Raw genomic sequence first — 23,086 nt, 5'->3', positions numbered from 1 at the left:
TGAACGGCGTGACGATCCGAACCGGAGTGGAGGCATGGCGGGCATGCCTGGGTGCCGCGAGCCGTGCGCACTGCACGTGCCAGCGGTGGAAGGCCACGAACGGGGCCGTGGCCAACGGCGAGGTCGCTAGTCGCGCTCGACCCAGCGGTCGAGCGCCCACACGAGGGCGAAGGCGAGCGGCGGGGGCGTGCCGTCGGAGACGTCGATCGTGTAGCGGTCGCGCACCGTGAGCCACTTCTGGGTGATCTGTATGCGCAGAGCGCCCTGTGTGTCGTGAACCGCGTAGTCCTTCTCGATGATGTTTCCCTTGAGAAGCCACTCCTCGCCCGAGGCGAGCGTGATCTCCACCTTGTCCTTGATGAAGTTGAAGGCCGGCGAGTGCAGGTGCGCCACCTGCTCGCCGTTCGCGTCGACCACGTCCATGCGTTTGGGAATGCCGAGCATCTTGCCCCGCACGCTGGCGACCACCGCGCCATCGGGCCCACGGACCTCGCACTTGGGTCGAGGGCCCATCTTGCCGTCCACAAAGAACAACTGGTCCTCGGTGGTGGGGTCGAGAATCTGGAAGTCGCGGCCGGCGCCAAACTTACTCTTCATGAGAAAGCGCTGGTAGCCGACGGGAACTGGAGGTAGCGACATGCGTGATGATCCTCTCGTGGGATACAGGAATCTCACCACAAGTCCCATGCTCGCGCACGGTGTGAGGGGCCGCGTGGGACGCCGCCCGGGCCGTCAGATGCGGCAAGAGCCCGGATCCATCAGGGGATCCGGGCTCTTGCTCGAGAGCGGTGACGGTGGGATTTGAACCCACGGTACGGGGGTACCGTACACAGCATTTCGAGTGCTGCACCTTCGGCCGCTCGGACACGTCACCGCGGAAAAGATTACAAGAGGGTGGCCGCGAAACCTAATCGAGCCCCTGAGGAGGCGCATGCCTGCCCGCGGGGTCGGGCGGCGCCGCGGGGTGGAGCAGGGCGGTCGCGACCGCGATCGCACAGCCCACGATGGTGTCGAGGACGCGTTCCCCGGTCACGGACGTGTCGCCAAAGGATCCTGAGCCGGCCGTGACGATGATGAGTGCCATGGGCGTCACCGCGGTCACCGCGAGGGCGTAGTGGCGCGTGATCGCCACCTCGGTGACGAACTGCAGCAGCCCGAGCGTGAGGGCGAGGGCGACCGGCGCGGGGTCAAGCTCCGCGATGCCCAGATAGACCGCGATGCCCGCGACCGTGCCGACCGCGCGATGCAGTCCACGCGTGACCGCGGGCCCGCGTCCCGGCACCACTCCGATGACGACGACGCCCGCGGCGACGGTCCAGTACGCGCGGTCGGCGTCAAAGAACACCAGGCTCACCGCCGTGCCGACGACGGCGACGATGACCGTGCGCCATACCAACTCGCGCGCACCGCGATCCCACGTGGGACGGGCCAGCAGCACCGACAGTGGCCTAGGGGTGATGCGCCAGTGGGCGCGCCTGATCAGCGGCGCGATCGAGGCGACGACGGCCCACGCGCACCCCACGGCGATGGTGGCGATCAGCGTGCCAGCGGGCATCCCGCCGCCGACTGCGTGTCCCGAGAGCCCGTAGATGAGGATGGGGAACAGCGGCCCCGGCGGGCCCAGCCGGTATCCGTGGACTGCGACCCCTACTAGGGACGTCACGGCGACGAGGCCCAGCGCGGACAGCCACGGATAGGGCGCGAGGAACGCGCCGATCACGCTCGTGACGACGAGAACCAGCCCCGCAAGCGGCCGCAGCCGTAGCCGCTCCAGCCGCGGCAGCGCCGCGAAGTAGGGCACCGTGAAGGCGCCGGTGGCGGCGATGAGACCCAGATCCATGCGGCCGAAGGCGATGCCGACAAGGATGGGCACCACCATGACGATGGCCGCCTGCAGACCGATGGGCCAACGCGGCTGTCCCGGCGGTGCGATGGTTCCGAGACTGGTCACGGCACGCTTGACGCCGCCGCGCCACACGTCGCTCCTGCCGGCCCCGCCCCAGTTCCCGTCGCGCGCCATCTAGCGCCTCGCCTCGAAGAACTCGTGCAGTACGGTGGCGCACTCGTCGCCGCGCACCCCCGCGATGACCTCGACCTTGGAGCCGATGCGCGCGTCGCGCACCACATCCCACTGCGATCCCGTCGCGCCCGCCTTGTCGTCCCATGCGCCGATCACCAGGCGCGGAACACGCGCGGCGAGCAGCGCGCCGGCACACATCAGGCAGGGCTCGAGCGTGACGACGAGCGTGCAGTTGTCCAGGCGCCACCTTCCGAGGGCCTGTGCCGCGGCTCGCAGGGCGAGTACCTCCGCGTGGGCGGTGGGGTCGCCGTCGGCCTCGCGGCGGTTGCGGCCGCGGCCAAGGATCGCGCCGTCGGGGCCCACGAGCACGGCGCCGACGGGGACGTCATGACCGGCCGATGCCTCGGCCGCCAGGGCGAGAGCCTCGCCCATCGCCTCATCCCAGGTACCCACGCTGCCAGGCTACCCGCGGCATCGGCCCGTCGGTCCCGGCGCAGCCGGGCGCCGTGCCCGTAGAGTTGAGGCATGGAGCTTCACGTCGCCGATCATCCGCTCATCCGCCACAAGGTCACCGTGCTGCGCAACAAGGAGACCCCGTCGCCGACGTTCCGTCAGCTGGTCGACGAGCTGGTGACGCTGCTGGCGTACGAGGCCACGCGCGACGTGCGCGTCGAGCCCCACACCGTGGAGACTCCCCTCACCACGGCGACGGGCACTCGTATCGCCGATCCCGCCCCCATCATCGTGCCGATCCTGCGTGCCGGCCTGGGCATGCTCGACGGCATGACGCGTCTCATCCCGAGTGCGGAGGTGGGCTTCCTGGGTCTCAAGCGCGACGAGGAGACGCTCGAGGCGATCACGTACGCGAACCGCCTGCCCGACGACCTCACGGGCCGCCAGGTGTTCCTGATTGACCCCATGCTCGCCACGGGCGGCTCGCTCATCATGGCCATCGACTACGTGCTCGAGCGCGGCGCCACCGACGTGACCTGCGTGTGCCTGCTGGCGGCACCCGAGGGCATCGAGAACGTGCAGGACGCCGTCGGCGAGCGCGCCGACGTCAAGGTGGTCGTGGCCCAGGTCGACGAGAAGCTCAACGAGCAGGGCTACATCGTTCCTGGCCTCGGTGACGCGGGCGACCGCCTCTACGGCATCATCGGCGACTAACGCTTCCATCGGCCACTGCAAGGCTTGCAGAATCCTGCAAGTTCTTGCATAGTCTTGTCGCATGTCGAAGCGTCTGGCCGAGGTGGCCCGCAAGGTGGGTGTGTCCGAGGCGACCGTGTCGCGCGTCCTCAACGACAAGCCCGGTGTTTCGGAGTCCACCCGCGAGGCGGTGCTGACCGCGCTCGACGTCCTCGGCTACGAACGCCCCACCAAGTTGCGCGGGGAACGCGCGCGGCTCGTGGGCCTGGTGCTGCCCGAGTTGCAGAACCCCATCTTCCCTGCGCTCGCCGAGATCGTCGGCGGCACGCTCGCGCAGAATGGCTACACGCCGCTGCTGTGCACTCAGAACGCCGGCGGCATCACGGAGTCCGACTATGTGGACCTGCTGCTCGCTCAGCAGGTCAGCGGCGTCATCTTCCTGGGCGGTCATTACACGGAGGCCGATGCCCCGCACGGCCACTATGAGCGCCTGCGACGGGTGAAGCTGCCCACAGTCCTGGTGAGCGCGCCGGTGGATTCCGTGGGCTTCGCGACGGTCTCCACTGACGACGGCTCGGCTGCTGAGCAGGCCATTCAGCACCTCCATCAGCTGGGGCACCGCAAGATCGGCCTGCTGCTGGGGCCCGCTGGACACCAGCCCTCCGTGCGCAAACTGGCCTCGGCGCAGCGCGTCTTCGCGCGGCTCGGCCTCGACCTCGATCCCGCGTTGGTCGTCAACGGCCTGTACTCCATCGAGTCGGGCCAGGCGGGGGCGACCCGGCTGCTGCAGGCGGGCGCGACAGGCATCGTGTGCGCGTCCGATCCCCTGGCGCTGGGCGCCATTCGTGCGGCCAAGAGAGCGGGGCTCGTGGTCCCCGCCGACGTCTCGGTGGTGGGCTTCGATGACTCGGCGCTCATGAGCTTTACGGAGCCCCCGCTGACCACCGTGCGTCAGCCCATCGATGCCATGGGGCGCGCGGTGATCGACATGCTGCTGGGTCAGATCGCCGGCACCATGGGCGCGGGCGACGAGCTGCTGTTCGAACCCGAACTGGTGCTGCGGGCGTCCACGGGCCCCGTCGCCGCGCGCTGAGCGCGACCCTCTCCCACCGTTCGCCCTGAGGCGCCCCTTGCGGTGCCCCAGGGCTGTGTCGCGCCCGCGGGAGTCCGTGATGCAATCGTGATCTTCCTATTTAGTGTCAAGTTCTTGCGTAAGACAATGAAGAAAGTTACTGTCTCTCGTATTCAATCGTGACAACGAAGGAGCGATGTGGACAGCGACGTCCTGATCTCAACGACGCAGGGGAGCACCCCGGCCGTCGTGGCGATCGACCCTGTGCTCGACGGTGACTGGTGGCGTACCGCCGTGATCTACCAGGTGTACGTGCGGTCGTTCGCGGACGGTTCCGGCGACGGCACCGGCGACCTGGCCGGAGTACGGTCCCGCCTCCCGTACCTCGCACAGCTGGGGGTCGATGCACTCTGGTTCAACCCGTGGTACCCCAGCCCACTCGCGGATGGCGGCTACGACGTGGAGGACTACCGCGCCATCCACCCCATATTCGGGTCCCTTGCCGAGGCGGAGGCGCTCATCGGTGAGGCCCGCGCCCTGGGGATTCGGACGATTATCGACGTGGTCCCCAACCACATCAGCCACCAGCACCCCTGGTTCCGGGAGGCGCTTGCGGCCGGCCCCGGCAGCCCCGAGCGCGAGCGCTTCTGGTTCCACGACGGCCGGGGCGCCCATGGCGAAACGATGCCCACCGACTGGGTCTCGAGCTTCCAGGGTCCCACCTGGACCCGGGTCACCGAACCCGACGGCACCCCCGGCCAGTGGTACCTCCACCTGTTCACCCCCGAACAGCCCGACCTCAACTGGAACCACCCCGACGTTCGCACCGAGCACGAGGACGTGCTGCGCTTCTGGTTCGACCGTGGCGTCGCGGGCGTCCGCATCGACTCGGCCGCGCTCCCTATCAAGGACCCCGCCCTCCCGCAGCTCCCGCTCGATCCACGTCCGGGCGAACACCCGCACGTCGACCGCGACGAGATCCACGACATTTACCGGTCGTGGCGTGCCGTCGCGGACTCGTACGAGGAGCCGCGCGTTCTGGTCGGTGAGGTCTGGCTCGAGGACTCCGCGCGCTTCGCGCGCTACCTCCGCTCAGATGAGATGCACACGGCTTTCAATTTCGCGCTCATGACCCAGCCGTGGGACGCCGTGGCCATGAAGGCCTCCATCACCCGCACGCTCGCCGACCACGCGCCGGTCGGTGCACCTGCCACCTGGGTGCTGTCCAACCACGACGTCACGCGCCCGGTGACCAGGTACGGCCGCGAGGACACCGGCTTCGCCTTCGAGCGCAAGCGGTTCGGCACGCCCACCGACCTCGACCTCGGCGCGCGCCGTGCCCGCGCAGCTGCGCTGCTCACCGCAGCGCTACCCGGCTCGCTCTACATCTACCAGGGAGACGAGCTCGGTCTGCCGGAGGTCGAGCTCCCCCTCGACGCGATTGAGGACCCGATGCATTTCCGTTCGAATGGAGTCGACCCCGGACGTGATGGCTGTCGCGTGCCGCTGCCGTGGACCAAGGACGGCGTGTCCCACGGGTTCGGCGACGGGGACGCCCGGCCATGGCTACCCCAACCCCGTGGCTGGGGCGACCGCGCGGTGAGCGAGCAGGCCGACCGGCCGGACTCCATGCTCACGCTGTACCGCGCTGCCCTGGCGCGGCGCCGCACCGACCCCGACCTACGCATCGGCCGCCTGCAGTGGGTCGATGCGCGCGACGACGTCATCGCCTTCAGGCGAGGCGACCGGCTCGTGTCCCTGACCAACCTCGGCAGCGAGCCCGTGGCGCTGCCCGACCATCACGGCATCGTCCTCGCCAGCAACCCGCTGGAGCACGGGGAGTTGCCACCCGATTGCACCGTCTGGCTCGACGTTGAGCCCGGCGCCCACAGCGCCTGAGGGCGCACACCAACCCCAAGGAGAATGACAATGATGTCGATCGGCCGCAGGACCGCCGCGGTGGGTGCCACACTCGCCGCGAGCGCCATGCTCGTCACCGCCTGCACATCGGACGGTGACCCAGACACGACGCCCACCTCGGGAGGCTCCGCTGAGGCCGCCTCGGGCACCATCGAACTGCGCGTGGCGACGTTCCCGCCCGGCGCGGACGAGGCAGCCTACGAGGCCTTCGCCACGCAGGAGGCGCAGTTCGAGGAAGCGAACCCGGATATCGACGTCATCGGAGTCGAGTACGAATGGACCGGACCCACCTTCGCCGTGCAACTCGCGGGAGGGAGCCTCCCGGACGTCTTCACCGTCCCCTTCACCGACTCCAAGACCCTGCTGGAGAACGGCCAGCTTATGGATGTGACCGCGGAGGTGGACACGCTGGGCTACTCCGACAAGTTCAACCCGATCATCCTCGACGGCGTGACCGACGCGGACGGCAACATCTTCGGCTTCCCGCGTCAGGCCTACGCCATGGGCCTTCACTACAACCGGGACCTGTTCGACGAGGCCGGATTGGACCCCGACAACCCACCCGCCACCTGGGACGAGGTCCGTGAGGCCGCCAAGGCGATCGCAGACAAGACCGGCAAGGCCGGCTACTCCCAAATGGCGATCAACAACACCGGCGGCTGGCAGCTCACCGCACAGACCGTGTCGCGTGGCGGCCGCACCCAGGTCGACAACGGCGACGGCACCTACACGTCGAGCATCAGCAATGCCGGCACCAAGGCCACCCTCGAGTTCCTCCACGACGTCAAGTGGGAGGACAACGCGTTCGGCGCCAAGGTGGACCTCGACTGGGGGACCATCAACCAGGAGTTCGCCGCGGGCAACCTCGGCATGTTCACCTCCGGCTCCGACGTCTACACGGCCCTCGTCCGGGACTTCGGCATGGACCCCGACCAGTACGGACTGACCGTCATGCCCCTGGAGGGCGACGACCCCGGCACGCTCGGCGGCGGCGACATCGCCGTGGTCAGCCCCACCGTCGACGAGACCACCAAGGCTGCCGCCGTGAAGTGGATCGACTGGTACTACATGCAGAAGCTCATGAACGAGGACGCCGCCAAGGCCGATGCGCAGGCGCTCGCCGATTCCGGGCAGGCCGTGGGCACTCCCGTGCTTCCGGTCCTGTCCCGCGAGCTCTACGACGAGTCGCAGCAGTGGATCGCCGAGTTCGTCAACGTGCCCCAGGAGCAGATGACCCCGTTCACCGAGAACATCTGGGACCAGACCCCCGTGGGTGAGCCCAAGGGCAAGACTCAGGAGATCTACGCGCTGCTCGACCCCGTGGTGCAGGCGGTCCTGACCGACGAGTCAGCCGACATCGACGCGCTCCTGACCCAGGCCGACCAGGACGCCCAGGCCCTGCTCGACCAGTAACGCCGCACGGACGGCCGGGGCGCTCCCTCGCCCCGGCCGTCCGGCCTCACCTCAAGGAGTGGCATGACCACCACGCATGCACCCGCCGCGACGGCGCGACGGCGCCGCACCCCGCGCACCTGGGTCAAGAGCGGAGGGCTGACGGCCCTCGCCTTCGCGTTGCCGATGATCCTCATCTTCACCGTGTTCAGCTGGGGGCCCATCGTGCGGTCCGTCGTCATGAGCTTCCAGAAGACGAACCTCCTCCAGCCCGCGGAGTTCGTGGGCTTCGACAACTTCATCGCCGTCCTGAACGACCCTCTGCTCGGCACCGCGGTGCTCAACACGCTCTACTTTGCGGCCCTCGCGCTCGTCATGGGTTTCCCCATCCCCATCCTCATGGCCGTCCTCATGAGCGAGGTGCGGCGCGGCAAGGGGATCTACTCCGCGCTCGCGTACCTGCCCGTGGTGGTGCCGCCCGTCGTCGCGGTGCTGCTGTGGAAGGTGTTCTACGACGCCTCGCCCAACGGCGTGTTCAATACCGTGCTGGGGTGGGTGGGCATCGGCCCTCAACCGTGGCTCCAGAGTCAGGCCCAGGCCATGCCGTCACTCGTCATCGAGGCCACCTGGGCCGCCGCGGGCGGCTCGATCATCATCTACCTTGCGGCGCTACTAGCCGTCCCCCCTGAGCTCTACGACGCGGCGGAGGTCGATGGCGCCAGCATCTGGCGCAAGGCCTGGCACGTGACGCTGCCGCAGCTGCGCGGAGTGATCTTCGTGATGCTGATCCTGCAGATTCTCGCCACCGCGCAGATTTTCCTTGAACCCTTCCTCTTCACCGGCGGTGGACCCGTCAACTCCACCACCACGGTGCTGCTGCTCATCTACCGCTATGCCTTCCAAAACTCGCTCGGCGGCAACTACGGCATGGCCACGGCGCTGTCCGTGATGCTCGCCATCTTCCTAGCGCTGCTGTCCTGGATCTACTTCCGCCTCACCGCCCGTTGGAGTACCTCATGACCACCGAAACGACCACCCCTGCGGCGCAGCGCACCGGCACGGCGGCACTCGCAGGAGGAGTCGACACGCGGCGTTCACGGCCGCTGCGGTGGCGCAAGGGTCGAGGCCCGATGATCGAGGACTCGCGCGGCATCGTGTCCGAAGCGGACCTCCGCCAGCCGCGCGTGCGTCGCGGGATGCGAGTGGTGCACGTGTTCCTGTCGGTGACGCTAGTGCTCGCGGGGCTCGGACCCCTCCTCTGGCTCGCCAAGGCGGCGGTGACGCCCACCCAGGACACGCTGCGAGAGCCGTTCGCGCTGTGGCCGAACGGCATCGACTGGGCAAACCTCTCGACCGCGTGGAATGACATCCACATCGACCAGTACTTCTTCAACACGGTCGTCATCGCGCTGGGCGCGTGGGTGTTCCAGATGCTGGTCGCCACCACAGGTGCCTACACGCTGTCCGTTCTCCAGCCTCGCTACCACCGAGTGCTGGGTTCGCTGGTGCTCGCGACGCTGTTCATCCCGTCGGTCGTGCTGTTGGTGCCGCTCTACCTCACCGTGGTGAGCCCACCGTTCCTCGGGCGCGACTACTCGCTCCTGAACAACTACCTTGCGGTGTGGCTGCCGATGGCCGCGAACGCCTTCAACATCCTGCTCGTGAAGCGGTTCTTCGACAATCTCCCACGCGAGGTCATCGAGGCGGCGCAGACTGACGGCGCGGGACCTTTCCGGCTGTTCTGGTCCATCATCCTGCCGATGTCGAAGCCCATCCTCGGCGTGGTGTCGGTCTTCGCCGTGATTGCGGCCTGGAAGGACTTCCTTTGGCCGCTCCTCGTGCTCCCCGACCCGGCGGTGCAACCGCTCTCGGTGCGGCTCCCCGCGGTCCAGTCGCAGACCGAGCTCGATGTCTTCCTTGCGGCGCTCGCGATAGCGACCATCATCCCGGTAGTGATGTTCCTGCTGTTCCAGAGGGTATTCCTGCGCTCGGCGGGCCTGGGAGGCGCGGTCAAGGGCTGACAGTCCACGTCCCGGGCCGTTGCGAGCTGTGGTGTCGTGGTACGCGGCGCCTACCAGGGCCTGCCAGCCCCCGCCGCCGTACCGCCCAACACACACCTGGTGCCGGTGTGCCTCGTGTGGCGGGTGGGGATAAACACGAGCCCCAGCCGTCGCATCGGCCCCAGCCGTGTGTTGAGCGGTACGGGACCCGCGGGACCCCCGCGAGGAGGGCCCCGCGCCCCACCCCAACACCAGGCAAAGACAACGTAGGGGTGTTTTTTACCGGCCGGTAGGGAATACACTGGCGGCGTCGGAGTTGTACTCGAGTGGCGCCCACCCCCGGAGCTGCCTTCGCAGACGGCACTCGACGCCCGCCACCGCCGACCCCCTCTTGGAAAGTTGTCTTTGTCGTGTCTTCCGACGTCCATGCCCGCAACACCGTTGCCCCCACCGTCCCTGTCGACCCCTCGGTCGCGCAGACGCTTGGACAGACCCTGACGCGTCGTGACAAGCTCAAGTACATCCTGATCCTGGGCGCCCTTGTCGCGCTCGGCCCCTTCACCGTCGACCTGTACCTGCCCGCCTTCCCCGAGGTGGCCGCTGACCTGCAGGCGAACGACGCCGCGATCCAGCTCACGCTGACCGCGACCATGATCGGCTTCGCGCTCGGCCAACTGATCGTGGGCCCGTTGTCCGACGCTCTCGGCCGCCGTCGTCCTCTTCTGGTCGCGACTGCCGTCCACATCCTCGCCTCGATCGCGGTGGCCTTCGCCCCGACCGTCGAGCTCGTCATGGCGGGACGTATTCTCCAGGGCATCGGCGCCGCAGGTGCCGGTGTGGTCGCCATGGCCATGGTGCGCGACCTGTTCGCCGGCCAGCGCCTGATCCGCATGCTCGCCAACATGGCGCTCGTGAGCGGCCTTGCGCCCGTGGTGGCCCCCGTCATCGGCTCGCAGCTGCTCGCGGTGATGCCGTGGCGCGGCATCTTCTTCGTCCTGGCCGCCTACGGCATTGTGATGATTCTTGTGGCCGCCTTCCTCATGATCGAGACACGCCCTGCTCAGCAGCGCGGCAAGTTCGAGGCCGCCGTCGTCGCCCGCCGCTACGGTCACCTGTTCCGCGACCGCGCCTTCGTGGGTATTGCCCTCGTCGGCGCCATGTCGTTTACGGCGCTGTTCGCGTACCTGTCCGCGTCGTCGTTCGTCCTGCAGGAGCAGTTCGGCCTGTCCGCCCAGCAGTACGGCCTGGTCTTCGGCGCCAACTCCATCGGCCTCGTCCTGTGCAACCAGGCGTCCGCGCGCCTCATGCGCGTGTTCGCCCCTCGCACGGTGACCACCGCGGGCCTCGCGGTGCAGTCGCTGGGTGCGCTCGCGCTGCTCGCCTCCGGCGTCACCGATGCCGGTGTGGTCTGGGTGCTCGTCTCGCTGTTCTTCGTGGTCGCCCCGCTGGGCCTCATCATGCCGACGGTGCAGGTGACGGCGCTCGCGGGCCACGCCGAGGAGGCCGGCACCGCGGCGTCCCTTATCGGCGCGCTCAACATGGGAGTCGCGGGCCTCGCGACCCCGCTGATCGGGCTCGGGGGCATCTCCGTGGCCTCCATGGGCATTGTGGCCGTGGGTGCCATGCTGCTCGCCCAGGCGGCCTTCTGGGTCATCGTGTTCCCGCGTGCCTCGACGGAGGTCGTGCGCTAGTCCCTGCCCTAGGGTGAGCCCATGACGCGCATCGGCATCCTGGTATTCGACGACTTCGACCTGATTGACGCGGGCGGACCCTACGAGGTCTTCCTCACGGCCGCCCGGCTGCAGGAGCGTGCAGGCGAGGCGCCCGGCTTCGAGGTCGTGCTGATCAGCCCCGACGGCGCCGACGCGACCGCCTTTGGCGGCATGACGCTCACCGGCCTGACGGCGGCCGATGCCGTGGGGCCCTGCGACGTGGTCGTCGTCCCCGGCACGATCGACGTGGGCAAGGCGGTGGCCGATGCATCACTCGCCAGGGCTGTGAGCCTCCTTTCCGAGGGGGCCGGCCTCACCACGTCGGTGTGCACCGGATCTTTCCTCCTCGCGCGCGCCGGGCTGCTGGCTGGCCTTCCGGCCACCACGCACTGGGAGGACGTCGCTGACCTCGCGAGCGAGGCGGTGGCCGATGCCGTGGCCGGCGTCCGTTGGGTCGACGCCGGCGATGTGGTCACCAGCGGCGGCCTCACCTCAGGGATTCACATGGCCCTCCACGTGGTGGCCCGCGTGGCGGGAGAGAATCTCGCTCACGCGACCGCGCGCCAGCTCGACATGGACTGGAAGGCCACGCCCGAGCGTTAATCGCTTGCCGAAGCGGTGTGCGCTCAGCCCTCGGTCGAGGTCTGCACCACCACGGTGCCGATGAGGAAGTCGTCGCCCGTGGAGCGTTGGCCGCCGCCGAGCGAGTCGTCGGCGTCCTCGTGCGCAGCAGTCGTTGTGACCTTGAGCGCGTGCGCGCCCTGCTGTGCCCACACGGTCTCGAAGGGCTTGGCGTCGATCCCGAGGGTGTTGGCGTAGAGGCCGCCGAACGCGGTCGAGTCGCCCGCGTTGCCGGAGTCGCCGTTGCCGCGCTCACGCTCGGGCCTCAGCGGCGACCAGTCGAGAGCCACGCGGTCGTTGATGAAGCCGCGGTCGGTCTCGTAGGCGGTCCATGAGGCCGTCACATAGCGACCCTCGTCCAGGCGGAACGGGAGCGTCACCGGCGTGGACTCGGACGCCCAATGCGGCCCCTCGAACACGGTGACGGACGAGGTCTCCGGCGCGGCCGGGTCGTCGTAGATGACGGTCAGCGTGAACCCGCCGTAGAGATTCGTACCAGGGGACTGAGCGAGTGCGATGTCGGCGACGCCGTACGTGCCCTCGCCGGTGACGAGGTCCGTGACGTCCGCCCGTGACAGGTAGTAGTGCCACAGTGAGCGAGTGAACGAGCGGGTCGTGTCCGCGGTGACCTCCACGTAGTGGCCGCCGGGAACGCGAAGGCGAGCGGATCCCGTGTCACCTGACCAGTGGGTCAGGACCGGGCGGTTCGCCGACCACTCGAGCGTGGCGCTTGTCACCGTCGCGCCCGCGGGCAGGTCGACAGTGGTGGTGCCCGAGTTGTTCTCGCCGCCCGCGTCGTTCAGCGGCACCATCGCGTAGGCGTTGTTGTTGTACTTGAGTTGATCGCCGTTCGCCGTCTGGTCCATGACGTTCTTGCAGTATCGGTGCGGGTCAAAGATTTCGGAGCACCCCATGAGGGTCGCGCCCACCTGCGTGGCTCCCGCCCCGCCCGTGGCGCCGTAGCCGGTCGGCAGGTCCGTGATGCCGGTGGCGACGGAGTAAGAAACATGCTGTGCGCCGGCGTCGACCGTAAAGGTCGTCGTCGCGTCGTCCGCGAGGCGGTCCGTCAGGAGCGTGACGTCCATGTCGAAGCTGGCATCGCTGCCCGCGCCGACGGAGTCGATGGCGCAGGTCAGGACGCGGGCGTTCGCGCTAAGGGTGCACTCCCAGCCGTCGAGTGTGAACGGCTCCTGGGTGACGCGAGCCATCTGCTGGCTCCACACGTCCTCCTGTGGGGCTGCGAAGCCCGCGGTGCCGCCGGGCGCCGCAAACGTGAGCCCCGCCGGAAGCGCAATAGACGCCGTGACGTCCGCCGCGGCGCCGTCGCCGTCGTTGCTGAGGGCGAGTGTCACCTCGGGGTCCGAGCGCGTGAGAGCAAGGTACGACGTGGGGGACTGGGCGATGCTCAGCTTGCTGGTGCCCGACGTTCCGGTGTCGGTGTCGGTGCCCGAGTCGGTTCCGCTATCGGTCCCGGTGCCCGAGCCGGAATCCGTACCCGTATCCGTCCCGGTATCCGTGCCGGGTTCCTCACCGGTGCCGTCTCCTGGCGTCTCGCTGTCGCCGCCGGTGCCGATGCCTGAGTCGGTTCCGCTATCGGTCCCGCTGTCGGAGCCAGTATCTGTTCCGCTACCAGAGCCGGTGTTGTTTCCCGTGTCGCCCGAGGTAGTTCCCCCGGACGTGTCGTCCGCGGTGCCCGTTCCGTCCGTGCCCGATGCCCCAGCGGAACCGCCGGAGGTCGATCCGTCATCGCTCGTCGCGCCAGGGTCGACCACGATCGCGGGAGTGGTCTGAGCCGTGCCGCTGCCGGCCGGTGCGGTGCCCGCGCCGGGTGCCGTCACCGGGGCGACGGAGGAAGGCGAGCTGCCAGTCTGGGCCGAGTAGATCGGGCCGGTGGCGTCGTCGGACTCGTCCACGGAGCCGGGGGTGCCGGCCGCAGGCTGATCGGCGTCGTCGTCGACACCTGAGTCGACACCGGAATCGGCATCCGTCGAACCCGCCCCGGGCTCGCTGTCCCGCGGCGACGCGACGCCGCCGGTGCCCTGAGCATCGGCTGGGTCCTCGCCAGGGAACAGGTTCCCGATGAAATTGACGCCTGCGACGGTGAGCGCGACGGCGCCGAGCGCCGCCGCGGCGGGCACGGCCACCTTGGTCAGCAACCCCACGGCACCGAGCGTCCCGAGGCCCCCGAGGATTCCGGTCCCCGCGGCCCCGGCTACCCCGCTCGCGGTCGTCGCGCCGGCACCTGCCGCGGCGCTGCCGGCACCACCGGCACCCGCGGCCCCGGTCGCGCCCGCGGGGCCCAGGGCGCCGCCGATGGGCAGGCCGCCCTCGAGCGCTCCCACCCCCAGCGCACCCATGAACAGGGGAGCGATGATGCCGCGCAGTCCGCGGTTGACGTCCTCGAGCTCCAGCACCAGCGCGGTGCAGCGCTCGCAACCCTTCACATGCCCGTCGATGCGGGTGTGCTCGCGCTTGGACAGGCCCCCGCGTACATACGATCCGAGTTGCGCATTGGCCTCCATGCAGCTGACCTCGACCGACGAGGACAGGTGCTGCTGGAGGTAGGCCTGGCGCAGCGCCTCGCGTGCGCGATAGGCGAGCGCGGCCACGCCGTTGGCGCTCAGCCCCAGCAGAGGCGCGATGTCCTTGGGGCTCTTCTTCTCGATCTCGGTGTACCACAGCACCGCTTGCCAGCGTTCGGGAAGCGACCGGTAGGCGTCGGCTACCATGCCCTGCTCGAAGCCCTGAAGCGCGGGTTCATCGGAGGACGCCTCGTAGCCCAGCGCCGCCTCGTACGGTTCCATGTCGTCGCGCGGGCGGGTGCGGTTGCCCTTCTCGATGACGTCCATGCCGGTGCGCCGCACAATGGTGAAGAGGTACGCGCGGAAGGCGAGGTCGGGGCCGTCACCGCGCTGGAGCGCGCGCAGGACCCGGGAGAAGGACTCCGAGACCACGTCGTCGATGTCGGACACCGAGTTCGTGTACTGAAACGCGACCTTGCGGGCGGCGTCGACGTGACGCTCGTAGAGCACACCGAAGGCGGCCGGGTCACCGGCGCGCACGCCGGCGATCAGCTCCGGATCGCTGGACGTTTCCGTCCATAGCGCGATCGCCTCAGTTGTCATGGCCCTCAGTCCCGTTCATGGCGATAGTGGCCCCTATCGTCCCTGTGACCAGTGGTCAAAAGCAAGCGCAAAGTTGTGCCCGTCACACCCTGCATCGGCCCGGCCTTGAGGATCGCCTAGAAATTTCTTCCGAATCCGCGTCATGAAGCCGCGTCGCACCCCTCTCATGGGGCATGACCGACATCAGCACCCCCAGCGCCCCCGCCGCGGCGCTGCTGCGCTCGTGGCAATCCACGAGCGTGCAGACCGTGTGGCGCCGGCCGGGTGACTGGTACACGCCCGCGACCGAGGCCCTCGTCGAGGCCCTCGATGCGCGGCTCGACACCGCGGCCGCCGCGTTCCGGCTGGGCCAGGCGCGTTCCGCGGCCGGCGTGGGCATCACCGAGGCGATCGATGACATGGCGGTGCTGTTCAAGGCCGCCGGTTTCGCGTCCGCACCCATCCGCACCCTGCGCGCGCTGTGTGAGGGGTGGACCGAGGGTGCCTCGGTCGCCAATGCCGCGCCCGCGATCACGGATGCGGAGTCCGGGCTCGGCACCCCCGAGTACCTGACCCAGCGTCTCGCGGAGGTGTACGGGGACGCGATCCGCCTGGGGACGACCGTGACCCGCACGCACGCGCTCGTGATGGTCGACGTGAGCCTCGACTGCGACGACCCGTGGCAGCGGATGGCGCGCAACGCCACCATCGGCGAGGCCCTGCGCTCGGCCTACGGTCCCGGCCACCCGATCGCCCGCCTGGGCGACGGACTCTACGCGGTGCTCATCATCCGCGACGCCCAGCTGGGTCAGTCGCTCGCGATGCTGCGCGACCACATCATTCAGCGATCCGTGGCGACGCGGGTCGGCAATCTCACGCGCCAGCCGGCGCGCTTGTGGGTGGAATCGCTTCCGGCCACCCACGAGTATGCCCGGGAGTTGGTGGATTCACTCCAACGCTGAGGGGAAGCAGGGGGATGGGGCCCGGTACCGAGCTGAGGGCGGTACCGGGCCCCGCTTTTCCCCACGCAACCCGTCCACGCGAGCGAAACCCGGCCACGGCATCGGCCGTCTATTCGCCGAAGCCGCCGCGCCACAGGACCAAGGAGCGGCCCTCGTCACGCGAGGCGCGACGTCCTCGCTCCACGATGACCACGGAGCCGGTGGGCCCCGTGGTGAAGATGCGCGAGCCCACGTCGGCGCGTGGGCGGAGCTTCTCCACCTCGGCCTCGAGCCGGTCCACACGATTCTGGAGCGACAGGATGCGCTTGATGCCGGCGAGGTTGATGCCCTCGTCCTGGCTCATGCGCTGAATCTCGCGCAGCGTCGCGACGTCACGCAGTGAGTAGCGGCGCCCTCCGCCGGGCCGGCGCCGTGGCACCACGAGGCCCAGGCGGTCGTATTGACGCAGTGTCTGTGCGTGCATGCCGGCGAGCTCGGCGGCCGCGGAAATGAGGAAGACGGGCTCGTCCACATCGGGGCGTTCCATACGTCCTCCTTTCGGGCTCTGAGGTAAGAGTCTCTCGCTACTTGGCCGCGTCGTCGTAGAGGCTGGCGCGCGGGTCGTATGAGGCATCGGCCAGTGCAAAGGCCTGCAGCGCCTCCTTGGCCTTGCGGCTGAGCTTGTTCGGCACCGACACCTGGACCGTGACCAGCAGGTCGCCGGTGCCCTGCTTGGTCGCAATGCCCCGACCCTTGACGCGCAGGGTGGTTCCGGAGTTAGTGCCGGACGCGACCTTGACCTTGACGCGGTCGCCGTCGAGCGTGGGGACCTCGACGGTCGCGCCCAGCGCGGCCTCGTCGAAGCTGACGGGAAGGTTCATGCGCAGGTTCTTGCCGTCGGCCGTGAACACCGGGTGCTTGCCCACACGCACGGTGAGGATGAGGTCGCCCGACGGACCGCCGTTCGTTCCTTGGCGGCCCTTACCCGCGATGCGGATCTTTTGGCCGTCGGTGACGCCGGCGGGCAGGCGGGTCTTGACCGTGCCGGTCGAGGTGCGCAGCGTGATGGTGTCGCCGAATGCCGCCTGGCGGAACGACACCTCGGTGGCCGCGGCCACGTCGGAGCCCTTCTGAGGTCCGCGCTGGAAGCCACCGCCGCCGAACATGTTCGACAGCACGTCCTCGAATCCCTGCGCGCGGTACTGCTGACCGCCCGCGCGGTTCGCGCCGCCGCCACCGAACATCGAGGAGAACACGTCCTCGAAGCCGCCGTTGCCGGCGCCGCCGGCTCCCGCTTGGAAGCGCGGGCCGCCACCACCCATCGCGCGGATCGCGTCGTACTGCTGGCGCTGCTCCTTGTCGGACAGCACGCCGTACGCCTCGCCCACGTCCTTGAACCGCCGCTCGGCGCTGGCGTCGCCGGGGTTGCGGTCGGGGTGCAGGTCGCGGGCGAGCCGCCGGTACGCCTTCTTGACGTCCTCGGGCGAGGCGTCCTTGGAGACGCCGAGCGTCGCGTAGAAGTCTTTGGTGAACCAGTCCTGACTGGACACGGGCGTCTCCTTCCTGGAGTGGGGTTATTCGGGCTGGGCGACCACGACGCGGGCGGGACGCACCACGCGCTCGCCGATGCGGTGGCCGGGCTGAGCCACCACCTGGACCGTCGGCACGGTCACCTCGGCCGAGGGCTGCGAGGTGAGGGCCTCGTGCAGCTGAGGGTCGAACTCGTCGCCCACGGCGCCATAGCTCGACCAGCCCAGGCGTCCCAGGGACTCCTCGAGCTTCACGGCGATGGACGCGAACGGGCCCTCGGACAGGTCGCCGTGCTCGCGCGCCGCGGCGATGTCGTCGAGCACGGGGATGAGCTGCTCGACCACCTTCGCGGTGTGCTGGGTCGCCGCGGCCTCGCGGTCGCGCTCCACACGCTTGCGGTAGTTGACGAACTCCGCCTGCAGGCGCTGGAGGTCGGCGAAGTTTTCCTCCGCGCGGGCCTCGGCGCGGGCGAGGTCGGTGTCGAACTCGTCGCCCTCGGCGTCGGTCTCGGCCGTCTCCGACTCGGCGCGGGCGGCCTCGTCGTTGATGATCGACTCTGCCTCGGCGAGCGGGTCGCGGTCGTCGGGGTCGGGCTGGGGGGTGGTGTCAGTCATGTCACGCCTTCCGTGAGCGACCGCGGCGGGCGACCGGCGCATCGGCCAGTCGCCCGCCTACGGGATTCGCTACTTCTTGTCGTTCTCGTCGTCGACGATCTCGGCATCCACCACGTCGTCGTCCTGCGACTCGGCGGCGTCGTCGGCGGGGGCGTCGCCCGCCTCGGCCTCGGCGGCCTGGGCGGCGTAGACGGCCTCGCCGATCTTCTGCGCCTTCTCGACCAGCACGTCGTGCTTGGCCTTGATGTCGTCCACGTCGTCGCCCTCGAGCGCCGTCTTCACGTCGGCGATCGCGGTCTTGACGTCGTCGGCCACCTCGGCGGGAACCTTGTCCTCGTTCTCCGACAGGATCTTCTCGGTCGAGTAGGCGAAGGTCTCCGCGTTGTTGCGGGTGTCCTGGTCCTCGCGACGCTTCTTGTCCTCGGCCTCGTGCTCCTCGGCGTCCTTGATCATCTGCTCGATGTCGTCCTTGGACAGGGCCGATCCACCGGTGACGGTGATGGACTGCTCCTTGCCGGTGCCACGGTCCTTGGCGCCCACGTGCACAATGCCGTTGGCGTCGATGTCGAACGTGACCTCGATCTGCGGCACGCCGCGCGGGGCCGGCGCGATGCCGCCCAGCTCGAAGGTGCCCAGCAGCTTGTTGTCGCGGGCAAACTGACGCTCACCCTGGTAGACCTGCACCAGCACGGAGGGCTGGTTGTCCTCGGCGGTCGAGAAGACCTCCGACGACTTGGTGGGGATCGCGGTGTTGCGCTCGATCAGCGTGGTCATCACGCCGCCCTTGGTCTCGATGCCGAGGCTTAGCGGGGTGACATCGATGAGCAGCACGTCCTTGCGCTCACCCGAGATGACACCGGCCTGCAGGGCGGCGCCGACGGCGACGACCTCGTCCGGGTTCACACCCTTGTTGGGCTCGCGGCCGCCCGTGAGCTCCTTGACGACGTCCGTGACCGCGGGCATGCGGGTCGAGCCGCCAACGAGGACCACGTGGTCGATCTGCGACAGCTGAATGCCGGCGTCCTTGATGACCTGGTGGAACGGCGCCTTGGTGCGCTCGATGAGGTCCGAGGTCATCTGCTGGAACTGCGCACGGGTGAGGCGCGTGTCCAGGTGGACCGGGCCGTTCTCGCCGATGCTGAGGTACTGCAGCGAGATGTTGGTGCTCGTCGCGCTCGACAGCTCCTTCTTGGCCTGCTCCGAGGCCTCGCGCAGACGCTGGACCGCGGCCTTGTCCTTCGACAGGTCCACGCCCTCGGTGTTCTTGACCTCCTTGATGAGGTGGTCGACGATGCGCTGGTCCCAGTCGTCGCCGCCCAGGCGGTTGTCACCGGCCGTGGCGCGCACCTGGATGGTGGAGAAGTCGTCCTCGTCCTTACCGACCTCGAGCAGCGAGACGTCGAACGTGCCGCCACCCAGGTCGAAGACCAGGATGAGCTCGTCTTCCTTACCCTTGTCCAGGCCGTAGGCGAGGGCCGCGGCGGTGGGCTCGTTGACGATGCGCTGGACCTTGAGGCCCGCGATCTCGCCGGCGTCCTTGGTCGCCTGGCGCTCGGCGTCGTTGAAGTACGCGGGGACCGTGATGACCGCCTCGGTCACCTTCTCGCCCAGGTACTCCTCGGCGTCGCGCTTGAGCTTGCCCAGGATGCGGGCCGAGATCTCCTGCGCCGTGTACTTCTTGTCGTCGATCTCCGTCGCCCAGTCGGTGCCCATGTGGCGCTTGACCGAGGTGATGGTGCGGTCGACGTTGGTGACGGCCTGGCGCTTGGCGATCTCGCCCACCAGGACCTCGCCGGTCTTCGAGAACGCGACCACCGACGGGGTGGTGCGGGCGCCCTCGGCGTTCGCGATGACGGTGGGCTCGCCGCCCTCCAGGACGGTCACCACCGAGTTGGTGGTGCCGAGGTCGATACCGACTGCTCGTGCCATGAGATGTCCTCCTTGTGATGCGGCCGGGACCGGGGCCCTGGCCTGAGTTGTCGCCGGCTCTATCGAAGTTGAGCCGCCTACGCTCAAGTATCCTCGCGGCGTCGTAGATGTCAAGCCGGCTCGGCAAAAGTTGAGTGAACTCTGCTCAACTCTTGCGGTTTGCTTCGCTGCGGCCGATGCCGGCGCCGGTTTCTCGCTGACAGGCACCAGGGTGCGGGGCTAGGTTGGCGCCATGGCCGATGCCCCCGACACCTCCGCCGCCGCCGCACACTTTCGCGCGAAGCTCGCGTTCGAGACGGACCCGTCCGACGTGGCGCCCGCGGTCGCCTCCGGCGATTTTGTGCTCATTGACAGCCGCGACGAGCGCGCCTGGCGCCAGGGGCACGCCCGCGGGGCCGTCCATATGCCCAAGCCCCTCATGGCTTCGCGCATTCCCGCGTACCCGACGGGAACGCGGTTCGTCGTGTACTGCTGGGGCCCCGGCTGCAACGGCGCGACCCGCGCCGGATTGATCATCTCCGAGCTTGGTTATGAGGTGAAGAAGATGATCGGCGGCTTCGAGTACTGGGCGCGCGAGGGGTTGCCGGTGGACGCCGTGACGGTTGACGCGGAGGGCCGCGAGGTCACGATCGACGCGACGCGGGCGCCGGACCCGCTGACGGCGCCGCTGTCGTCGACGGGTGAGGCGATCGCCTGCGCCTGCTGAGCCCGCCCGTTCCGGTGCGCGTCCTGGGAGCCGCTGAGTGCCCGGTTTCGCGCGAAAGCGGGCACTGAATGGCTCCTGGGGCGGCAGCTGCGCTACTGGAGGCGGCCGGCGCTCATCCGCAGCACGCGCGACGCCATGACCTGGGCCTCGGCAGGGTCGTGCGTGACCACCAACGCCGCGGTGCCGGTGGCCGCGAGAATGTCGCGGACCTCCACGGCGAGCCGCGCGCGCAGGTCTGCGTCGAGCGAGGACAGCGGCTCGTCGAGCGCCAGCAGGCGGGGCCGCGGAGCGAGCGATCGCGCGAGCGCGACGCGCTGGCGCTGCCCGCCCGACAGCTCCGTGATGGCACGCTCGCCGTAACCGGTCAGGCCCACGATCTCGAGCAGCTCCTCGACGCGCTCGCGGCGCTCGTCGCGCGCCACCCCTGCCATCTCGAGCCCAAAGGCCACGTTGCGTGCCACCGAACGGTGGGGGAAGAGCTGTCCGTCTTGGAACACGAGCCCGAAGCCGCGCCGGTGCACGGGCACGTCCGTCACGTCGGCGCCGTCCCACATCACACGCCCACCGGCAGGCTCGACGATCCCCACGATCGCGCTCAGCAGTGAGGACTTGCCGCATCCCGAGGGGCCCAGCAACGCCACCGTCTCACCGGGCGCGACCGACAGGGAAGCGCCCTCGACCGCAACGACAGGAGGCTTGCCCGGGTACTCGACCCTGAGGTCCTCGACCGTCAGCCCGCTCATAGATCAGCTCCCACCTGCGTGCGCATGCGCTCGGACACCATCATGATGGCCGCCGTCATGAGGGCCAGCACCACCGCCGCGGCGAAGGCCATGCCGATGTTCTCGATGCCGGGCCTCCCCAGGAGCCGATAGATGGCGGTGGGCAGCGTGGGTCGGTCGGGTCGCGCCACGAACGTCGTGGCGCCGAACTCACCCAACGCGATCGCGAACGCGAAACCCACGGCCAGCCCGAAGGCCCGGCGCAGCAGCGGCCAGTCGACCGCCGCCCACACCCGCCACGGGGACGCCCCGAGCGTCGCCGCCGCCGCCCGCAGCCGCGGGTCGATCGCGTGTGCCGCGGGCACCAGCGTGCGCACCACCAGCGGTAGCGCCACCACCGCCTGTGCCATGGGCACCAGCCACCACGAGCCGCGCAGGTCGACCCCGAGCACCGGGCGGTTGAGGGTCAGCAGCATGCCGAGTCCCACCACGACCGCCGAGACCCCCAGCGGCAGCATCACCACGGCATCGAGCGCGCCGGAGCGTCGCGTGCGCCGCGTCAGCAACGTCGCCACCACCTGCCCCACCACGCATGCGACGGCCGCGGCGATCGCCGCCGTCACCAGGGAGTTCACGGCGGCCTGCGCCACCGACACCGGCAGCACGGTGCGACCAGGCTCGGAGAACAGCGCCACATAGTGGTCGACCCCATGGCCGTCGATGGTCCTCAGCGACCTCTCCACCAGCGAGTACAACGGGAGGGCCAGCAAAAGACCCAGGGTCACAAGGGTGGGAAGGGCGACCCATGCATCGGCCGGCCGGAAGGGGCGTGTGCCGTCGAGGGCGCGCCCGCCGGCCACGCGTTCGCGCCGGCGCCTCGCCGCCGCGGAGAGCCACAGTGCGAGCGCGACGAACACCATCTGGAGGACCGACAGCACCGCGGCCGCGCGCAGGTCGAGGAACTGGTTGACCTGCAGGTAGATCTCGGTCTCCAGCGTGCGCACCCGCGTGCCACCCAGCACCAACACCACCCCGAAGGCGGTCGCGCAGAACAAGAAGACCACGGAGGCGGCCGATGCGAGGGCTGGCATGAGCGCCGGCACCGTCACGTGGGCGAACACTCGCCGGCGGTCGGCGCCCAGCGTCGCGGCTGCTGCCCCGAGCGACGGGTCCAGCCCCGCCCACGCGCCGCCCACCACGCGCACCACGACGGAGACGTTGTAGAACACCAGCGCCGCGACGATCGCGACGACGGACTGGTCGAGCTCAAGGAACCCCAGCGGCCCCGAGCGTCCCAACAGCGCGGAGAACGCGGCGGCGACGACCACCGTCGGCAGGACGAACGGCACCGCCACGAGCGAGCGCACCGTCCGCTGCCCGCGCCAGCGCAACCGGTAGAGCACGTACGCACCGGGGACGCCCAGCGCGAGCGAACCCACAGTGCCCGCGAGGGCGAGCCCGAGGGTGGTGACCACGGCATCGGCCGTGCGGGAAGACGTGACCACCGCCCAGGTGCCCGCGGCGTCAAAGCCGCCGTCGAAGAGACCGTGTACCAGGACCGACGCGAGCGGCCACAGGAAGAACAGGCCGAGGAACGCGAGCGGCACGGCGGCCAGCAGCCACCAGCCGAGGCTGCGGCGCGCGGCCAGGCTCATCT

The 23,086-nt window shown here is 69.4% G+C and carries 20 protein-coding genes and 1 tRNA gene; 10 read left to right on the top strand and 11 right to left on the bottom strand.

Annotated features, from left to right (window positions below; all coding sequences use genetic code 11):
* Nucleotides 1–126: 126 nt before the first annotated feature.
* From B7K20_RS06335 to B7K20_RS06320, 4 genes are all read right to left on the bottom strand, one after another.
* Nucleotides 127–639: an LURP-one-related/scramblase family protein gene (locus tag B7K20_RS06335; protein WP_159449345.1), complete on the bottom strand. Its 513-nt coding sequence runs from the start codon at nt 637–639 to the stop codon at nt 127–129.
* Between the two features lie 147 nt (nt 640–786).
* A tRNA-Ser gene (locus B7K20_RS06330) sits at nt 787–874 on the bottom strand.
* A 33-nt stretch (nt 875–907) separates the two neighbouring features.
* A complete protein-coding gene (locus B7K20_RS06325) occupies nt 908–2,020 on the bottom strand; it encodes an FUSC family protein (RefSeq protein WP_084101659.1) in 1,113 nt (370 codons plus the stop codon).
* Nucleotides 2,021–2,473 (bottom strand): nucleoside deaminase, encoded by a 453-nt coding sequence (locus tag B7K20_RS06320; protein ID WP_371327866.1) that lies wholly within the window; start codon nt 2,471–2,473, stop codon nt 2,021–2,023.
* 72 nt (nt 2,474–2,545) lie between these two features.
* Between B7K20_RS06320 and upp the strand changes: the two genes are divergently transcribed.
* The 8 genes from upp (at nt 2,546) to B7K20_RS06280 (ending at nt 11,865) form a co-directional block, all read left to right on the top strand.
* Complete coding sequence (gene upp, locus B7K20_RS06315; RefSeq protein ID WP_084101655.1) at nt 2,546–3,187, top strand: uracil phosphoribosyltransferase; 642 nt, start codon at nt 2,546–2,548, stop codon at nt 3,185–3,187.
* 61 nt (nt 3,188–3,248) lie between these two features.
* Nucleotides 3,249–4,259, top strand: coding sequence for a LacI family DNA-binding transcriptional regulator (locus B7K20_RS06310; protein ID WP_084101653.1), 1,011 nt, complete (start codon nt 3,249–3,251; stop codon nt 4,257–4,259).
* A 228-nt stretch (nt 4,260–4,487) separates the two neighbouring features.
* Nucleotides 4,488–6,137 (top strand): glycoside hydrolase family 13 protein, encoded by a 1,650-nt coding sequence (locus tag B7K20_RS06305; RefSeq protein WP_200809039.1) that lies wholly within the window; start codon nt 4,488–4,490, stop codon nt 6,135–6,137.
* A gap of 24 nt (nt 6,138–6,161) precedes the next feature.
* Nucleotides 6,162–7,571, top strand: coding sequence for an ABC transporter substrate-binding protein (locus B7K20_RS06300; RefSeq protein WP_234985736.1), 1,410 nt, complete (start codon nt 6,162–6,164; stop codon nt 7,569–7,571).
* 63 nt (nt 7,572–7,634) lie between these two features.
* Nucleotides 7,635–8,570 carry a carbohydrate ABC transporter permease gene (locus B7K20_RS06295; protein ID WP_084101649.1) on the top strand — a complete coding sequence of 312 codons (936 nt, stop codon included), beginning with the start codon at nt 7,635–7,637 and terminating at the stop codon, nt 8,568–8,570.
* Nucleotides 8,567–9,571: a carbohydrate ABC transporter permease gene (locus B7K20_RS06290; RefSeq protein WP_084101647.1), complete on the top strand. Its 1,005-nt coding sequence runs from the start codon at nt 8,567–8,569 to the stop codon at nt 9,569–9,571. The genes B7K20_RS06295 and B7K20_RS06290 overlap by 4 nt, the downstream gene beginning before the upstream one ends.
* A gap of 389 nt (nt 9,572–9,960) precedes the next feature.
* Nucleotides 9,961–11,241, top strand: a complete 1,281-nt coding sequence (locus tag B7K20_RS06285) for a multidrug effflux MFS transporter (RefSeq protein ID WP_084101645.1) — start codon at nt 9,961–9,963, stop codon at nt 11,239–11,241.
* A gap of 21 nt (nt 11,242–11,262) precedes the next feature.
* The gene (locus tag B7K20_RS06280; RefSeq protein WP_084101643.1) at nt 11,263–11,865 is read left to right on the top strand and encodes a DJ-1/PfpI family protein; all 603 of its coding nucleotides are present in this window, start codon (nt 11,263–11,265) and stop codon (nt 11,863–11,865) included.
* A gap of 23 nt (nt 11,866–11,888) precedes the next feature.
* Here B7K20_RS06280 and B7K20_RS06275 read toward each other — a convergent pair whose 3' ends face one another.
* Nucleotides 11,889–15,008: a sigma-70 family RNA polymerase sigma factor gene (locus B7K20_RS06275; protein ID WP_084101641.1), complete on the bottom strand. Its 3,120-nt coding sequence runs from the start codon at nt 15,006–15,008 to the stop codon at nt 11,889–11,891.
* A 173-nt stretch (nt 15,009–15,181) separates the two neighbouring features.
* Between B7K20_RS06275 and B7K20_RS06270 the strand changes: the two genes are divergently transcribed.
* On the top strand, nt 15,182–15,949 hold the full coding sequence (locus tag B7K20_RS06270) for a hypothetical protein (protein WP_084101639.1): 768 nt from the start codon (nt 15,182–15,184) through the stop codon (nt 15,947–15,949).
* Between the two features lie 109 nt (nt 15,950–16,058).
* Here the strand turns inward: B7K20_RS06270 and B7K20_RS06265 are convergent, their stop codons facing one another.
* The 4 genes from B7K20_RS06265 to dnaK all read right to left on the bottom strand — a co-directional run bounded on the left by B7K20_RS06265 (nt 16,059) and on the right by dnaK (nt 20,001).
* Entirely contained in the window at nt 16,059–16,475 is a 417-nt protein-coding gene (locus B7K20_RS06265) for a heat shock protein transcriptional repressor HspR (protein WP_084101637.1), read from the bottom strand.
* A gap of 37 nt (nt 16,476–16,512) precedes the next feature.
* Complete coding sequence (locus B7K20_RS06260; protein ID WP_084101635.1) at nt 16,513–17,478, bottom strand: DnaJ C-terminal domain-containing protein; 966 nt, start codon at nt 17,476–17,478, stop codon at nt 16,513–16,515.
* Nucleotides 17,479–17,502: 24 nt separating this feature from the next.
* Nucleotides 17,503–18,072, bottom strand: coding sequence for a nucleotide exchange factor GrpE (locus B7K20_RS06255; protein ID WP_084101633.1), 570 nt, complete (start codon nt 18,070–18,072; stop codon nt 17,503–17,505).
* Between the two features lie 69 nt (nt 18,073–18,141).
* Nucleotides 18,142–20,001 (bottom strand): molecular chaperone DnaK, encoded by a 1,860-nt coding sequence (dnaK, locus tag B7K20_RS06250; RefSeq protein WP_084101631.1) that lies wholly within the window; start codon nt 19,999–20,001, stop codon nt 18,142–18,144.
* Nucleotides 20,002–20,233: 232 nt separating this feature from the next.
* Here dnaK and B7K20_RS06245 point away from each other — a divergent pair, with 232 nt between their 5' ends.
* Complete coding sequence (locus B7K20_RS06245; protein ID WP_084101629.1) at nt 20,234–20,707, top strand: rhodanese-like domain-containing protein; 474 nt, start codon at nt 20,234–20,236, stop codon at nt 20,705–20,707.
* 92 nt (nt 20,708–20,799) lie between these two features.
* Here the strand turns inward: B7K20_RS06245 and B7K20_RS06240 are convergent, their stop codons facing one another.
* Nucleotides 20,800–21,450 (bottom strand): ABC transporter ATP-binding protein, encoded by a 651-nt coding sequence (locus B7K20_RS06240; protein WP_084101627.1) that lies wholly within the window; start codon nt 21,448–21,450, stop codon nt 20,800–20,802.
* Nucleotides 21,447–23,084, bottom strand: a complete 1,638-nt coding sequence (locus tag B7K20_RS13400) for an iron ABC transporter permease (RefSeq protein ID WP_084101625.1) — start codon at nt 23,082–23,084, stop codon at nt 21,447–21,449. The genes B7K20_RS06240 and B7K20_RS13400 overlap by 4 nt, the downstream gene beginning before the upstream one ends.
* Nucleotides 23,085–23,086 lie beyond the last annotated feature (2 nt).

The organism is Demequina sp. NBRC 110051 (genome assembly GCF_002090055.1).
Classification (GTDB): domain Bacteria; phylum Actinomycetota; class Actinomycetes; order Actinomycetales; family Demequinaceae; genus Demequina.
This window is presented reverse-complemented; position numbering and strand designations above follow the sequence as displayed.